Source organism: Nocardioides sp. NBC_00368, assembly GCF_036090055.1.
Lineage (GTDB): Bacteria > Actinomycetota > Actinomycetes > Propionibacteriales > Nocardioidaceae > Nocardioides.
In genome coordinates this window covers 397,804-413,122 of the sequence record NZ_CP107970.1, presented here as the reverse complement: position 1 = coordinate 413,122, position 15,319 = coordinate 397,804, and the positions used below count along the sequence as shown (strand labels likewise).

Genomic DNA, 15,319 nt, shown 5'->3' with positions numbered 1-15,319 from the left:
GTCGGTTGTTGACGTAGCGAAGACCTCCGGGTGCGGTGGTTGCTGTCTAGGTCATCCACCGTCCGGAGGTCTTCGTGTCCCACCGTAATGCCCGGCTGAACTTTCGTGGCCGGCAACTCTTGGTCCAGCGAGTCGTCGAGGACGACTGGGCCGTCGCGCACGCAGCCAAGGCCCAAGGCGTCTCGCGCCAGTGCGCGCACCGCTGGATCGCCCGGTTCCGTGCCGAAGGCGAAGCCGGTCTACACGACCGGTCCTCGCGTCCCCACCACTGCCCGAATCAGACACCGGCCGAAGTCGAGGAAGCGATCGTGGTCAAGCGCCACCAAGAGCGCCGCGGCCAGGACTGGCTCGGGCCCGAACTCGGTGTCCCAGCACGGACCGTGGGCCGGGTCCTACGCCGCCACCGCGTCCCGTACCTGCGTGAGTGTGACCCGTTGACCGGGGAGGTCATCCGGGCCTCGAAGACCACCACGGTGCGCTACGAACGCGACCGGCCCGGTGAGCTGGTCCATGTCGACGTCAAGAAGATCGGCAAGATCCCCGACGGCGGCGGCTGGAAGGCCCACGGCCGTCAGATGGGGTCAACCTGGGCCAAGAAACAGGCCCGGATCGGCTACGACTACGTGCACTCGATGGTCGATGACCACTCCCGAGTGGCCTACTCCGAAATCCTGCCCGACGAGAAAGGCCCCACCTGCGCAGGGTTCATCCGCCGGGCCGCCGACTACTTCGCGGCCCACGGCATCACCCGCATCGAGCGGGTCATCACCGACAACCACTTCTCCTACCGCAGATCCAACGACGTGGCTGAGGCGATCACCACGCTGGGAGCCAAGCACAAGTTCATCAAGCCCCATTGCCCCTGGCAGAACGGCAAGGTCGAAAGATACAACCGCACCCTGGCGACCGAGTGGGCCTACCGCCAGGTCTACCTCACCAACACCGACCGAGCCGCCGCGCTTTCCCCATGGCTCGAGTGCTACAACACTGTTCGACGCCACAGCGCACTCGCAGGACTCCCACCGATCAGCCGACTGTCACCAACGTGATGGCCGAGTACACCTAGTGGTGCGTCGTGGAAGTTCCTGGATGCTTGGCGTCGTCAGGGTGCGTGCATGGCAAGGCGGCGTCGCGAAGTCATACCGGGCGTCTTCCAAGCGGCGCCAACGCAGCCAGGTGCGTGCCATGGCGGCGCGAAGCGCCTAGGAACTTCTGCGACGCGCCACTAGCAGCCGTGCAGCAGCCGCAGCCGGATCTGGGCGATCCGAACCCGGGTGTCGCGCATGTGGCGGGCGACGTGCGCGCGCTCACCGGGCGCGACCGAGGTGAACTCGTCGCGAAGGATGTTCAGGGTCTCCTCCAGACCGAAGAGCTCGGCCTCGAGCAGGTCGGGGGAAACCGGGTCGCCCTCGCCCCGCGGTGCCGGGGCCGTCAGGTCCGGAAGCTCGTTCTCGACTGCCATGCGCATCGCACCATCTCCCCATGAATGCGCGGGCCCGTGGTGGGCCCACGTCAGCAAGGAGACGGTCGCGCTCGCTTTGAGACACGCCGAACGGAAAAACTCCCGGGCGGGACGATCAGGCGGCGGCAGCGTCGGCCGCGGCGCGAACGGGCATCCGCAGAATGGTGGCCTCTTCGAGGGCGACCGCGTCGGAGACGTCGCGCAGCACATCGGAGAGAGCCACGTCGAGGGCGCTGCAGAGCGAGGCGAGGAGCTCGGAGGAGGCTTCCTTCTGGCCGCGCTCGACCTCGGAGATGTAGCCGAGGCTGACTCGCGCCTCTGCGGAGACCTCGCGCAGGGTCATCCCACGCTCGAGCCGCTGGGCACGCAGCACCTCGCCGAGAAGTCGACGGAAGAGCACCATTGCGGTCAGCCTCCTACAGGTCACAAGTCACCGACATCTGGGTGACGTCTGGCTCCAACGCTACCTGACCCTTCGATGTTCCCGCCGAAGTAGTCCGAGTAGTTCATCAACAGCGAACAAACACGTATCACGCTGGATCTCCGCACGCGAGCCCGACAGCCCAAGTTGCGCCGTTGTTTCACCGTGCGGACCGGAAACACCCAGAAAGACCGTCCCGACGGGCTTTCCCTCCTGCTCCTCCGGTCCGGCCACGCCCGTGGTCGCGAGCCCGTACGTCGACCCCGACCGCTCCCGCGCACCCGCTGCCATCGCCGCCGCGCACTCCGCGGAGACCACCCCGACGGTCTCGATCACCGAGACGGGGACGCCCAGCAGGAGGTGCTTCAGCTCCGTCGCGTACGTCACGAAGCCCCCGCGGAACGTCTTCGACGCCCCGGGCGGGTCGGTGAGCATCGCGGCCAGGCGTCCGGCGGTCAGCGACTCGGCGGTCGCCAGGGTCGCGCCGGCGTCCCGCAGCGCGGCATGAAGGTCATCGACTGCTGCCATAGAGCAAACGTAGCGGCCCGGTCACCACAACGGTGACCGGGCCGCGCGAGCGGTGGGTGTCTAGCCGGCGTTGCGCGTCAGCCCGACGATGACCGGGTCGTGGTCGGAGGAGCGGAACGGCGAGTCGGTGTGCAGGTCGATGCCGGTGTAGTTGTAGCGGCTGTACTCCAGCAGCAGGGACTCCCCGGAGTTGATCGACCAGATGTCGGAGCCGGTGAAGCGGCGCTGGGCGTGCCGGTTGAGCAGCACGTGGTCGAGCGAGCCCGACAGGCCCGAGAAGGAGTAGCTGTACTCCTCGTTGCCGCTGAGGGTCTCGGAGTCGGCGAAGCCCGCCCGGTAGAGGACCTGCATCGGGTCCTCCTGGGTGTAGGAGTTGAAGTCACCGGCGAGCGCGACGTCGGTGACGCCCGTCTCGGACCGGATCGAGGAGACCCACGAGACCAGCGCGGTGGCCTGGCGGACCCGCGACTCGTTGGAGGCGCCCTGGCCGTCGCCGGTGTCGCCGTCGCCCGGCCACGGACCGGGCGAGCCCTTCGACTTGAAGTGGTTGACGACGAAGAGGAACGGGGCGCCGCCGTCGGCGGGCTTGAAGACCTGACCGATCGGCTCGCGGGCGTTGCCGAAGGCCTGGTCGTCGCCGCTCTGGTCACCGAGTGCGCGGGCCTCACCGAGGCGGCGTACGGCCGAGCGCTTGTAGATGATCGCGTTGGTGATCACGTCGGCGCCGGCGGCGTCGGGCAGCTCCGCCGAGGACGGGTTGGCGGTCCAGACCTTGCGGCCGGCGGCCGCGTTGAGCGCGGCGACCAGCGAGTTGGTCGCCTCGTCGGGGGTCTCGCCGAGGCGCGCGGAGTTCTCGATCTCCATCAGACCGACGACGTCGGCGTCGAGCGCGTTGATCGCGGAGACGATCTTCGACTGCTGGCGACCGAAGTCGGCCGGGTCCCAGGCGCCGCGCTGGTCGCAGCCGCCGCTGACGTTGTTGCCGTCGCCGGCGCGATCCTTGTAGGCCGTGCAGCCACCGTCACCGACGTTGTCGTCGTCGGCGTCGCCGAGCGTGGTGAAGTAGTTGAGCACGTTGAAGGAGGCGATCTTCACGTCGGCGCGGCGGCCGATCTTGCGCTCGTCGGGGGCGTCGCTGCGTACGTCACCGAAGTCCGCCGGCCACGACGCCGGGTCGGCGGTCGCGACCTGGGTGGGCTGGAGGCGGTAGGTGGGCGCCGAGGGCGAGCCGCCCTGGGAGAGGATCACCGGGCCGCGGAAGTCGACGGAGGCGCCGACCACGACGGGCGAGGTGTTGGAGACGTAGGGGATGGTGCGGCTGGTCGGCGGGCGCAGCGTCGTCGAGGAGCCGTCGTCGAGCACGATCCCGCGGGCGGCGTTGTCGGCGGCGACGGCAGCGGCCTCGTCGGACCCGGGACGGGCCACCTCGGTCGGCTGGATCAGCGGGCGGTCGCCGTGGGCGAGGCCGAGCTCGCCGAAGTTCTCCACCCCGTAGGTGTTGCTCACCGTGATGTCGCCCTGGGGAGCGAAGAGCATCCCTTCCAGCGACTCCTTCTGCGCGTCGGTGGCGGGCCACTGCGAGATGACGGCGTCGATGCTGCCGGTGCCGTCGGTGACGATGCCGGTGGCGGTGGGCACCGACACCTGAGTCATGCCGGCGTACTCGGTCACCTCACCGGTCACCGTCACCGCGTCGCCCGGCTTGACGGTGACCGCACCGGCCGAGCGGGGCTGGTAGACGAAGACCGCGTCGGAGGCGTCGTGGGACCCGAGGTCGACCGAGCCGCCGGTGCCGGGGGTCTGGAGGTAGAACCCGAAGAAGCCGCCCGAGGGGTAGGCGGCGGTGACGATGCCGCTGGTGGTGACCGTCTGGCCGGCGAGCGGGCTGGTGGTGCCGGTGCCCTGGATGTCGGCGATCGCGACGGGCTCGGCCGTCGTGGTGGCGCGCGCGGTCGGGATGGCGACCGCGCCGATGCCGGCGACGGCGGCCGTCAGGCCGACCATCGAACCGAGCACCTGACGTGCTGTGAACATGGATGACTCCCCGCGTGTGGAAGGTAGAAGGCGATGGGCGGTCTGCCCGATTCAGCACCGACCGAAACGCGACGATAACGCCGCGTACGCCTTCTTCGCGGGGATCTTCGATGAACGTCCGGTAACGGAGTTACAACTACCCGAAATTGGAGATCTACGAGGACCGGAGGGACGCGCGCTGCTTCCACACGCCGTGGAAGAACTGCGCTCCCGACCACATCGTCAGCGCGACCGCGACCGCGAGGCAGACCTGGAAGGCGTAGAAGAGCAGCTCCCAGACCAACGCGTCGCCGAAGGCCCCTCCATGGGCCGAGCCGTGCGGCAGCGGAAGCAGCAGTCCGCCGAGCGCGACCGCCTGCACGGTGGTCTTGATCTTGCCGAGCTGGTCGGCAGCGATCACGATCCTCTTCAGCACCGAGAGCCGCAGCAGCGTGACGCTCCACTCGCGCAGCAGCACGATGATGGTGACCCACCACCAGATGTCGCCGACAATCGAGAGGCCGATGAAGGCCATCCCGGTGACCGCCTTGTCGGCGATCGGGTCGGCGATCTTGCCGAAGTCGGTGATCAGGTTGTGCTTGCGGGCCAGGTCGCCGTCGATCTTGTCGGTGATCATCGCCAGGGCGAAGATCACGAAGGCGATCCAGCGCAGGGTCGGGTTGTCACCGCCGTCGGCGAGCAGCGCCCACGCGAAGAACGGCACCGCGAGGATCCGCAGCGTGGTCAGCGCGTTGGGGATGTTCCAGTTGCTGGTCTTCTCGACGGTCGTCTCGTCCACGGGCTGCACCCTAACCGTTCACCGTCGCGACCAGGTCAACGCCTTCGGAGGCGATGACGGTGGCAGTCACGAGATCACCCGGACGTACGTCCTCGACGTCGCCTTCGAGCGAGGTCATCCCGTCGACCTCAGGGCCCTGGTGGGCGGCCCGGCCCCAGATCTCCCCGTCCGAGGTCTCCTCGACGAGCACGACGACCTGCTCCCCGATCCGCTCCTCGGCGCGCTGGGCGGTGAGCTCCTCGACGAGCTCGTTGACGTGCTCGACGCGAGCCCGGATCTCGTCCTCGTCCAGCTTGAGCGAGGCGTCGAAGCCGGCGGCCTCGGTGCCCTCCTCGTCGGAGTAGCCGAAGACGCCGGTGACGTCCATGCGCGCGGCGACCAGGAAGTCGGTGAGGATCTCGAGGTCCTCCTCGGTCTCGCCGGGGAAACCGACGATGACGTTGGACCGGACCCCGGCCTCGGGCGCGTAGCCGCGGATCTGCTCGAGCAGGCCCAGGAAGCTCTCCGGGTCGCCGAACCGCTTCATCCGCCGCAGCACGGCGTTGGAGGCGTGCTGGAAGCTCAGGTCGAAGTAGGGCGTCACGCCGGGCGTGGTGGCGATGACCTTCAGCAGGTCGGGGCGGGTCTCGGCGGGCTGCAGGTAGGAGACGCGTACGCGCTCGATGCCGTCGATGCCGGCCAGCTCCGGCAGCAGCGTCTCGAGCAGCCGGATGTCGCCGAGGTCCTTGCCGTAGGAGGTGGAGTTCTCCGAGACCAGGAAGAGCTCCTTGACGCGCTGCTCGGCCAGCCACTGGGCCTCGTGGAGCACGTCGCTCGGGCGACGGGAGACGAAGGAGCCGCGAAACTGCGGGATCGCGCAGAATGTGCAGCGCCGGTCGCAGCCCGAGGCGAGCTTCAGCGGCGCCCACGGGGCGTCGTCGAGCCGCGTACGTCCCGCAAAGCCGGGCACCTGGTCGACCGCAGCCATGCCGGGGACCGAGATGGCGGAGGCGTCCCGCTCGACCGGGGAGATCGGGAGCAGCAGGCGCCGGTCCTGGGGCGTGTGCGGGTGGTGGGTCTCGCCGCTGAGGATGGAGCGGAGCTTGGCGGCGATGTCGGGGTAGTCGTCGAACCCGAGCACCGCGTCGGCCTCCGGGAGCTCGGCGGCCAGATCTTTGCCGTAACGCTCGGCCATGCAGCCGACCGCCACGACCGCCTGAGCGCGACCCGTCTCCTTGAGGTCGGCGGCCTCGAGAAGCGTGTCGACCGAGTCCTTCTTCGCCTGCTCGACGAACCCGCAGGTGTTGACCACCACGGTGTCGGCCTCGTCCGGGTCGGCGACCAGCCGGAACCCGCCGGCGGTGAGGCGCCCGGCGAGCTCCTCGGAGTCCACCTCGTTGCGGGTGCATCCGAGGGTGACCATGGCGACCGACACGACCTTCTGGTCAGCCTGCTGGTCGGTCGGGGCGGTCTCGGCGGAGGGTTCGGTGGCAGTGCTCATCACCGTGAAGTATGACGGGCGCACGCCCCGGACACCGAACCCTCGCGCCGGACCTAGGTCGATCGCGGTGTCGATCAGTCCGGGACCGAGCCCGGCTTCACGGAGAGAACCGGGCAGGCCGCACCCAGCAGGATCCGCTGGGCCACGCTGCCCATGAGCAGCTTGCCCACCGGCGTACGCCGCCGCAGCCCGACCACGATCAGCCGGGCGTCGAGCTGTTCGGCGGCGTCGAGTACGGCGCCGCCGACGTCCGGGTCGATGGACTGCCGGATCTCGTGCGGCCGGCCCGACTCGGACAGCCGGCGCTCCAGCTCCGCGAGCTGCTCGTCGAAGGCGTAGCGGTTGTCGACCAGGGCGTCGCCCCGGGAGGCGTTGACCACCACGACGCCACGGTCGCGACGCTCGGCGTCGGCCAGCGCCCAGTCCAGCGCGACCGATCCGTAGACGTCGGGCGCCCACGCCACGACCACCCAGCCACCTGCGGGAGTCTCACTCATCGGTTCACCAGCTCCTTGTCGTCCTCGTCGGTGGCCGACTCGTCGGCCCGTGCCCGGACCCGGGCGATGAACGGCCGGCCCAGGATGAACAACGCGATCAGAACGTAGACGACCACCGCCAGCGGCTCGCTCAGGAGCCCACCGTAGTCACCGCCCGAGATCGTCAGCGCCTCACGCAGCTTGGTCTCCATCAGCGGCCCCAGGATGACGCCCAGGATGAGCGGCAGCACCGGCAGGCCGAAGCGGCGCATCATCAGGCCGAGCAGACCGAACGCGACCAGCAGCCCGATGTCGAACGGGTCCAGGTTCGTGGCGTACGCCCCCAGGCAGGCGAAGAACAGGATGCCTGCGTAGAGCTGCGGGCGCGGGATCCGCAGCAGCCGGGCCCACAGCGGCGCCAGCGGCAGGTTGAGCACCAGCAGCAGGGTGTTGCCGATCAGCAGGCTGGCCAGCAGCGTCCACACCAGGTCGGCGTGGTCGGTCATCAGCTGCGGACCCGGGGTGATGCCGTAGCCCTGGAGCGCGGAGAGCATCACCGCGGCGGTGGCCGTCACCGGCAGCCCGAGGGCCAGCATCGGCACGAACATGCCCGCGGCCGAGGCGTTGTTGGCCGCCTCCGGCCCGGCGACGCCCTCGATGGCACCCTTGCCGAACTCGTTGTGCTTCGAGAGCTTCCGCTCGGTCAGGTAGGAGAGGAAGGTCGGGATCTCGGCGCCACCGGCCGGGAGCGCGCCGAACGGGAACCCGAAGGCGGTGCCGCGCAGCCACGGCTTCCAGGAGCGGCCCCAGTCGTCGCGTCCCATCCAGGGACGGCCGACGGGGATCACGTGCGCCGGACGCCGGCGCAGGTGGGCAGCCACCCACAGGGCCTCACCGAGGGCGAAGATGCCGACCGCGACGACCACGATGTCGAGCCGGTCGACGAGCTGGGTCACGCCGAAGGTGAGCCGCGGCTGACCGGTGTTGAGGTCGAGGCCGACCAGGCCGATCGTCAGGCCGAGGAACAGCGCGGCGAACCCACGCAGGGCCGAGGTGCCGAGCACCGTCGTGGTCATGACCAGGGCCAGGACCATCAGCGCGAAGTAGGAGGGCGCACCCAGCTCGACGGCCACGTCGGCCAGGGCCGGCGAGAAGAACGCCACCAAGATCGTCCCGATGGTGCCGGCGACGAACGAGCCGACCGCGGCGGTCGCCAGCGCCTGCGCACCACGCCCCGCCCTGGCCATCCGGTTGCCCTCCAGCGCCGTCATCACCGAGGCGGACTCCCCCGGTGTGTTGAGCAGGATCGAGGTGGTGGAGCCGCCGTACATGCCGCCGTAGTAGAGCCCGGCGAACATGATGAACGCGCTGGTCGGCTCGAGCCGGTACGTCACGGGCAGCAGCAGCGCGATGGCCATCGCCGGCCCGATGCCGGGGAGGACGCCGACGAAGGTGCCCAGCAGCACGCCGATGGCGGCGTAGAGCAGGTTCATCGGGGTCAGGGCGGACTCGAGTCCGCCCATGAGCAGTTCGAAGTTCTCCATCAGTCAGTCCTCACAGGATCCCGTCGAGTACGCCAGGGGTGAGCGGGATGCCCAGACCGACGTAGAAGGCGTACCAGCTGCCGATCGCCAGGACGAGCCCGACGATCACGTCGCGCACGAGCGTGCGGCTGCCGAGGGACCAGGCGGCGCCGGCGAACAGCACCGCACCGGAGATGGCCCAGCCCAGCAGGTTCACGGTCGCGACCGTGAACAGCAGGACCGCGACCAGCTTGAGGACCGTCAGCCAGTCGGCCGAGGAGCTCAGGTCGACGTCCTCGCCCTCCTCGGGCTCCGGCTGCGAGCCGCGGGCGGTGGCGACCACCAGCAGCACGCCGACCAGGACGAGGCCGGTGCCGATGACGTACGGGAAGACGCGGGGGCCGACCGGGTCGGCGAAGCCCACGTCGAGGCCGGCGGCGTCGACGATCGTGTAGATCCCGACGACGACCATGAACGCGGCCAGACCGAACTGGCCGACGTCGACCCGGCGCTGAGCCGGCTGGGTGTCGGGTTGGGTCGCGTGGGCGCTCACAGCAGATCCAGCTCCTTCAGGGTCGAGGCGACGCGCTGGTCCTGCTCGACGAGCAGCTTGTCGAAGTCGTCGCCGGTGACGAACGCGTCGGTCCAGCCGTTGTCCTTCAGCGCCTGCTGCCACTGCTTGGAGTCGTGCATGCGGGTGAGCAGGTCGATGAGCTCCTGGCGGCGCTCGTCGCTGATCCCCGGCGGGGCGAGGATGCCGCGCCAGTTGAGGAAGACCAGGTCGATGCCGCTCTCGGTCAGCGTGGGTGCGTCGGCGAAGACGCCCGTGGCGCGCTCGTCGCCGGAGGTGGCCAGGACCCGGAGCTCGCCGGCCTTCACCTGGCCCTCGAACTCGGCGAGACCGGAGAAACCGACGTCGATCTTGTTGCCGAGCAGCGCGCTGGTGAGCGGGCCACCACCGTCGTACGTGACGTACTTGACCTCCTTGGGGTCGATGCCGGCGGCCTCGGCCAGCTGCATCGGGAAGAGGTGGTCGGGGCCGCCCGGCGAGGAGCCGCCGCCGACGACGACGGACTCGGGGTCCTCGGCCCAGGCCTTCACCAGGTCGTCGATGGTCTTGAACGGCGAGTCGGCCGGGACCAGCACGCCCTCCTGCTCCTCGATGAGCTGCGCGATCGGGGTGGCGTCCTGGGGACGGGCGTCCACGCCGAAGGAGTACGTCGAGCCGACCACGCCCAGCCCGATGGTCATGAGCAGGTTGCCGTTGCCCTCCTCGCTCATCAGGCGCGACATCGCGACCGAGCCGCCGGCGCCCAGGATGTTGGTCACCTGGATGTCGCCGCCGGTCAGGTTGTCGCGGTCGAGCACACCCACGGCCGCGCGGCCGGTCTGGTCGTAGCCGCCACCGGGGCTGTTCGGGATCCACATGTCGAGGTCACGGGACTCCTCGCCACGGGTCACGCCGCAGGCGGACGCCACGGCGAGCAGGCAGGTCACGAGCACGACGGTGAGGGCGCGAGTACGGCGTATGCTCGCTGCCCGACCCCGCTGCGCGGGCAGCGGTGGTCGGGGCGGGGACTGCGATGTCGCGGTCGACAACGGCTGGCCTCCAGACTCAGGGGATGAATACGTTCAGTGGCGATGGTCACAGGCCGCGGTGACCGCCGTCACGATTGGGCAACCAAAGGAGGTTGTGGAACTTGTGGTCACGGGGTTCGCGCCGCCACCTGACGCTGGCCGGACAGGTGCTGGTGCTGCAGCTCTCGGTGCTGCTTCTCGTCGTCGCGGCGACCAGCATCGTGTCGCTGCGGCAGAGCGACGCCGACTTCCGTGACTCCCGCGAGGACCGGCTGCGAGCCGCCGCGGAGAGCCTGGCCGGCACCGCTGCCGTGCAGGACGGCCTGACCGGCACCCCCGACCGGCTGGCGCTGGCCTTCTACCTCCAGACCCGGGCCGCGGACGCGGGCGCCGACACCGCCTACCTCACCAGCCTGGACGGCGAGGTGCTCGTCGCTACCGATCCGACCCGGATCGGCGAGACGCTCCAGCTCGGTGGCCGCGAGACGAGCCGGGCCTGGTCCGGTGACATCGAGGACGCAGGCCGGCGCGCGATCGCCGCCCAGGTGCCGGTCTACGGCGGCGGGTCGACCGGCCCGGACGCCCAGGCCCCGCGCCCGGTCGGCGTGGTCGTGGTGACCGAGGACTACCCGCCGCTGACCGAGCGGCTCGCCCGCACCTGGGCCGACGCGTTGACCGTCCTGCTGGGCGGCCTTGCGCTCGGGGTGCTGGGATCGTGGCTGCTGGCGCGGCTGATCAAGCGGCGTACGCGTGGGCTCGAGCCCCGCGACATCGCCGCCCTGGCCGACCACCGTGAGGGCCTGCTGCGCTCGATCCGCGAGGGGGTGCTGGCCGTCGGTGCCGACGGCCGGGTCAGCCTGATGAGCGACAGCGCCCGCGAGCTGCTCGGGCTGAGCGAGGACCCGACCGGGCGCCGTCTCGACACGCTCGGCCTGCCCGCCGAGACGCTCGCCCTGCTCAGCGGCCCCGAGGAGGTGCACGACGCCCCGCTGGTCGCCGGCGACCGCGTGCTCGTGCTCAACCGCAACCGGGTCCACCACGACGGCCGCCCCGCCGGCACCGTCACCACGCTGCGCGACCGCACCGAGCTGGTCGCGCTGCAGAGCGAGCTCAACGCGCGCGAGAGCGTCACCGAGACGCTGCGGGCCCAGACCCACGAGTTCAGCAACCAGCTGCACACCATCACCGGTCTGCTGCAGCTGGAGGAGTACGCCGAGGTGGGCCAGTTCGTCACCGGGCTGACCGCACGGCGGGCGGCACTGAGCGACCACATCACCTCCCGGATCGACGACCCCGCGGTGGCCGCCCTGCTCATCGCCAAGGCCAGCCTGGCCGCCGAGCGGCGGGTGAGCATCGACCTGGACGCCGCCAGCTCGCTCCCCCGGCTCACCCCCGACGGCTCCGCCGACGTGGTCACCGTCCTCGGCAACCTGGTCGACAACGCCGTCGACGCGGCCGCACTGGTCGGGCCGGTCGACGGTCGGGTCGGCGTACTCCTCAGGGCCGAGGGGGAGACCGTGACGGTCCGTGTCTCCGACACCGGCGGCGGCGTCCCCGTCGAGCGGCTGCCGGAGATCTTCCGGCGCGGCTTCAGCACGAAACCACGCGACGCCAGCGGCCGCGGGGTGGGGCTCGCGCTGGTCCAGCTGGTGTGCCGCACGCGCGGCGGCGAGGTCGAGGTGGAGAATACCGGGTCGGCGGAACGCCCCGGCGCGGTCTTCGTCGCGACCCTGCCCGGCGCCGTCCCGCTCGCACCACCCACCACCGATGCCCCCGAGGAGAACCGATGACGTCCACACCGGAGCTCACCGTGCTCGTGGTCGAGGACGACTTCATGGTGGCCTCGATCCACACCCGCTTCGTGGAGCGCGTCGAGGGTTTCCGGGTCGTCGGCGTGGCCGCCACCGGCGCGCAGGCGCTCGAGGAGACCGCGCGCCTCTCCCCCGACGTGCTGCTGCTCGACGTGCACCTTCCCGACTTCAGCGGCATCGAGCTGCTGCGCCGCCTGCGCGGCCGCGGTGACGACACCGACGTCATCGTCATCACCGCCGCCCGCGAGGCCGACACCGTCCGCGCGGCCGCGGCCGGCGGCGCGGCCCACTACGTGGTCAAGCCGTTCCCGTTCGAGGACCTCGCCGCCCGGCTCGACGACGTACGCCGCTCCCGCGAGGCGCTCGCCCGGATCGGGCAGCGTGCCGAGGGGGCCGAGGGCGCCGAGCACCGCGACGAGGTCCAGGCCGGCATCGACGAGGTCTTCAGCCACCAGGGCGCTCGCGAGGCCCGTGAGCGGCTTCCGAAGGGGCTCAGCGCGGAGACCGCCCGGGCCGTGCTGGCCGCGCTGCAGGCGGCCGGTGAGCTGAGCGCCACCGAGTGTGCCGACGCGATCGGCGTCTCCCGGGTGAGCGCGCGCCGCTACCTGGAGCACTTCGCGAGCACGGGCCGGATCGGCGTACGTCTCAACTACGGCACCGCCGGGCGGCCCGAGCGCCGCTACCGCGCACTGTCCTGATCAGACCGGCCCAGCCGGACCGGCTCAGTGGGACCGGCTCAGGCGTACCGGCTCAGGCGGACCGGCTCAGGCGGACTCGCGGATCACCAGCCGCGTCGGGAGCACGACGGAGGCCTCGACTTCCTCCCCCGCCACCAGGCGGAGGATCTGCTCGGCGAGGCGGGTGCCGATCTCGTGGATCGGCTGGTGAACCGTGGTCAGCGGCGGGTCGGTGAACCGGGCGGCGTCGACGTCGTCGAACCCGATCACCGCGACGTCGTCGGGCACCCGGCGGCCGAGCCGTCGCAGCGTACGCAGGGCGCCGTCGGCCATCAGGTCGGAGGCGGCGAAGACGCCGTCGATGTCGGGATCGCGCTCCAGCAGCCGCTCCATGGCGTCCATGCCGGACTGACGCATGAAGTCGCCCTCCTCGACCAGCGGCACCGCTCCCGCCTCCAGCCCGGCGAGGTAACCCGCCAGCCGTTCGCGGCCGGCGACCATGTCCTGCGGCCCGGCGATGGTCGCGATCCGGCTGCAGCCCAGTCCGATCAGGTGGCGCATCGCCGCCTTCACGCCGCTGGCGTGCTCGACGTCGATGTAGGGGACGGTGGCCTCTCCCAGCGGCCGCCCGCTGGTCACGACCGGAACGCCCGCCGCCCGCAGCTCCTCGGGCAGGGTGTCTGCGCCGTGCATCGAGGCCAGCACGACACCGTCGACGGTGCGGCCGTGCACGTAGCGCAGGATCCGGTCATGGCTCGACCGCGTCGAGGCGAGCAGCAGCACGAGCTGCTTGTCGGCCTTCTCCAGCGCCTCGCCGACGCCCCGGATGACGCCCGGGAAGAAGGCGTCGTCGGAGAAGACCCGGGTGGCGGACTCGGGCAGGATCAGCGCGATGGAGTCCGTACGCTGCGTCACCAGGCTCCGCGCGGCCGGGTTCGGCACGTAGCCCAGGTCGGCGATGGCCCGGCGGATGCTCTCGGCGATGTCGGGACGCACGGTCGTGGAGCCGTTGACGACGCGGGAGACGGTCGCTCGCGAGGCCCCGGCCGCCCGGGCCACCGTCTCCAGCGTCGGCCGGCCGGCCGGGGTCTCGTTCATGAGTGGAACCTATCGCCTCCCGGCCTCGCCGGTCACCGGGAGAACGTGAACCAGTTGAGGTTGACGAAATCGGCCGGCTGGCCGCTGGTGAACCGGAGGAAGACCGTGTGCGTTCCGGTCACCCCGCTGATGCTGCCCGGGACCGTACGCCAGCTCTGCCAGCCTCCGGTGTTGGCCACCGAGAAGCTGCCGATCGGGGCGTTGTTCACGTTGTCGAGACGTACCTCCACCAGGCCGCTGACCCCGGCGGGAGCACCGGAGGCGACCCGGGCCGAGAACGTGCGCGCCGCGCTCGAGCCGAAGTTCACACCGTCGTAGCGGAGCCAGTCGCCGTTGCTGAGGTAGCCGACGTTCTGACCGCCGCCGGTGTCGGTGGTCGCTTCGGTCTGGGTGCCGCTCTGGGCGTTGTAGGACTCGGCCTGGATGGTCGAGTAGGCGTCCCGGCTGCCCGGGGCGGGCGGGTCGGTCGGCTCGGTGGTGCCGCCGCCCTTGGAGTAGACCGCGACGTAGTCGACCAGCATCGGCACCCCGGACGCGGTCGCCGCGGTCGGGTTGCCGGGCCAGCCACCGCCGATCGCGACGTTGAGGATGATGAAGAAGCCGTGGTTGGTCGCGTTGTTCCAGGTGGTCGCGTCGACCTGGTCGGAGCGGACGGTGTGGTAGTGCGTGTTGTCGACGTAGAACCGGATCTGCTGCGGGCTGGTGCTGCGGTCCCACTCCATCGCGTAGGTGTGGAAGGAGGACTGGCAGGTCGAGCCGGGGCAACCCTGGAGGTTCCCGCCGAGGCCGGTGGTCTCGTTGCACGGGCCGCCGGGCGAGGTGCCGCAGTGCAGGGTGCCCCAGACCTGGTTGGCGCCGTTGACGTTCTCCATGATGTCGATCTCGCCGATGCCCGGCCAGTTCCAGTAGTTGCCGCGGAACGGCTCGCCGAGCATCCAGAACGCCGGCCAGATGCCCTGCGCCGCCGCGCCGGTGACGTTCGGCATCTGGATGCGGCTCTCGACGCGGAGCACGCCGCCAGCGGGCGGCTGGAAGTCGGACCTGGTGGTCTCGATACGGCCCGAGGTCCAGTTGCCGGCACCGTCGCGGATCGGCTTGATGACGAGGTTGCCGCCGCCGTCCTGGTAGACGTTCTGAGTGCTGTCGGTGTGGTACGCGATCTCCCCGGTGCCCCAGTTGGCGGCGCCGCCGGGATAGGAGTGACCGATGTCGTAGATCCAGTTGTTCGTGTTGATGCGCGACCCGGCCACACCGGTGAAGTCGTCGCTCCACACCTTGGTCCAGCCGGCCGGAGTGCCCGGCTCCGACGCCTCGGACGGCTGCCCGAACGATGACAGCGGGATCGCCACCGCGACCACGCCGGCCGCCACGACGGCGGCCCCCAATGCCTTGAGACTTCTCATGATGACTCGCTTTCCGAATGAACGAGCGTCGAGCCCCGATGACTCGTGAG

At 70.5% G+C, this 15,319-nt stretch carries 15 protein-coding genes; 3 read left to right on the top strand and 12 right to left on the bottom strand.

Translation table 11 applies throughout. From position 1 onward, the window contains the following. Nucleotides 1-74: 74 nt before the first annotated feature. Nucleotides 75-1,049 carry an IS481 family transposase gene (locus tag OG984_RS01955; protein WP_328528435.1) on the top strand — a complete coding sequence of 325 codons (975 nt, stop codon included), beginning with the start codon at nucleotides 75-77 and terminating at the stop codon, nucleotides 1,047-1,049. 176 nt (nucleotides 1,050-1,225) lie between these two features. Here the strand turns inward: OG984_RS01955 and OG984_RS01950 are convergent, their stop codons facing one another. From OG984_RS01950 to OG984_RS01905, 10 genes are all read right to left on the bottom strand, one after another. Next, nucleotides 1,226-1,462 carry a hypothetical protein gene (locus OG984_RS01950; protein ID WP_328529997.1) on the bottom strand — a complete coding sequence of 79 codons (237 nt, stop codon included), beginning with the start codon at nucleotides 1,460-1,462 and terminating at the stop codon, nucleotides 1,226-1,228. A 115-nt stretch (nucleotides 1,463-1,577) separates the two neighbouring features. Further along, complete coding sequence (locus OG984_RS01945; protein ID WP_040754988.1) at nucleotides 1,578-1,865, bottom strand: helix-turn-helix domain-containing protein; 288 nt, start codon at nucleotides 1,863-1,865, stop codon at nucleotides 1,578-1,580. Nucleotides 1,866-1,925: 60 nt separating this feature from the next. Next, nucleotides 1,926-2,411 carry a CinA family protein gene (locus OG984_RS01940; RefSeq protein ID WP_008357299.1) on the bottom strand — a complete coding sequence of 162 codons (486 nt, stop codon included), beginning with the start codon at nucleotides 2,409-2,411 and terminating at the stop codon, nucleotides 1,926-1,928. Nucleotides 2,412-2,471: 60 nt separating this feature from the next. Further along, nucleotides 2,472-4,445, bottom strand: a complete 1,974-nt coding sequence (locus OG984_RS01935; protein WP_328529996.1) for an ExeM/NucH family extracellular endonuclease — start codon at nucleotides 4,443-4,445, stop codon at nucleotides 2,472-2,474. 154 nt (nucleotides 4,446-4,599) lie between these two features. Further along, the gene (gene pgsA / locus OG984_RS01930; RefSeq protein WP_328529995.1) at nucleotides 4,600-5,223 is read right to left on the bottom strand and encodes a CDP-diacylglycerol--glycerol-3-phosphate 3-phosphatidyltransferase; all 624 of its coding nucleotides are present in this window, start codon (nucleotides 5,221-5,223) and stop codon (nucleotides 4,600-4,602) included. Nucleotides 5,224-5,233: 10 nt separating this feature from the next. Beyond that, the gene (gene rimO, locus OG984_RS01925; RefSeq protein WP_328532308.1) at nucleotides 5,234-6,637 is read right to left on the bottom strand and encodes a 30S ribosomal protein S12 methylthiotransferase RimO; all 1,404 of its coding nucleotides are present in this window, start codon (nucleotides 6,635-6,637) and stop codon (nucleotides 5,234-5,236) included. A 140-nt stretch (nucleotides 6,638-6,777) separates the two neighbouring features. Continuing rightward, nucleotides 6,778-7,200: a universal stress protein gene (locus OG984_RS01920; protein ID WP_328529994.1), complete on the bottom strand. Its 423-nt coding sequence runs from the start codon at nucleotides 7,198-7,200 to the stop codon at nucleotides 6,778-6,780. Further along, nucleotides 7,197-8,723 (bottom strand): tripartite tricarboxylate transporter permease, encoded by a 1,527-nt coding sequence (locus OG984_RS01915; protein WP_328529993.1) that lies wholly within the window; start codon nucleotides 8,721-8,723, stop codon nucleotides 7,197-7,199. The genes OG984_RS01920 and OG984_RS01915 overlap by 4 nt, the downstream gene beginning before the upstream one ends. Nucleotides 8,724-8,733: 10 nt before the next feature. Continuing rightward, nucleotides 8,734-9,255, bottom strand: a complete 522-nt coding sequence (locus OG984_RS01910) for a tripartite tricarboxylate transporter TctB family protein (RefSeq protein ID WP_328529992.1) — start codon at nucleotides 9,253-9,255, stop codon at nucleotides 8,734-8,736. Beyond that, nucleotides 9,252-10,199, bottom strand: coding sequence for a Bug family tripartite tricarboxylate transporter substrate binding protein (locus OG984_RS01905; RefSeq protein WP_328529991.1), 948 nt, complete (start codon nucleotides 10,197-10,199; stop codon nucleotides 9,252-9,254). The genes OG984_RS01910 and OG984_RS01905 overlap by 4 nt, the downstream gene beginning before the upstream one ends. A 203-nt stretch (nucleotides 10,200-10,402) precedes the next feature. Here OG984_RS01905 and OG984_RS01900 point away from each other — a divergent pair, with 203 nt between their 5' ends. Both OG984_RS01900 and OG984_RS01895 read left to right on the top strand, forming a co-directional pair. Continuing rightward, a complete protein-coding gene (locus OG984_RS01900; protein ID WP_328529990.1) occupies nucleotides 10,403-12,070 on the top strand; it encodes a sensor histidine kinase in 1,668 nt (555 codons plus the stop codon). Further along, on the top strand, nucleotides 12,067-12,789 hold the full coding sequence (locus OG984_RS01895; RefSeq protein ID WP_328529989.1) for a response regulator: 723 nt from the start codon (nucleotides 12,067-12,069) through the stop codon (nucleotides 12,787-12,789). The genes OG984_RS01900 and OG984_RS01895 overlap by 4 nt, the downstream gene beginning before the upstream one ends. 66 nt (nucleotides 12,790-12,855) lie before the next feature. Here OG984_RS01895 and OG984_RS01890 read toward each other — a convergent pair whose 3' ends face one another. Beyond that, nucleotides 12,856-13,866, bottom strand: coding sequence for a LacI family DNA-binding transcriptional regulator (locus OG984_RS01890; RefSeq protein ID WP_328529988.1), 1,011 nt, complete (start codon nucleotides 13,864-13,866; stop codon nucleotides 12,856-12,858). A 32-nt stretch (nucleotides 13,867-13,898) separates the two neighbouring features. Then, a complete protein-coding gene (locus tag OG984_RS01885) occupies nucleotides 13,899-15,269 on the bottom strand; it encodes a glycoside hydrolase family 16 protein (RefSeq protein ID WP_328529987.1) in 1,371 nt (456 codons plus the stop codon). Between the last annotated feature and the right edge of the window lie 50 nt (nucleotides 15,270-15,319).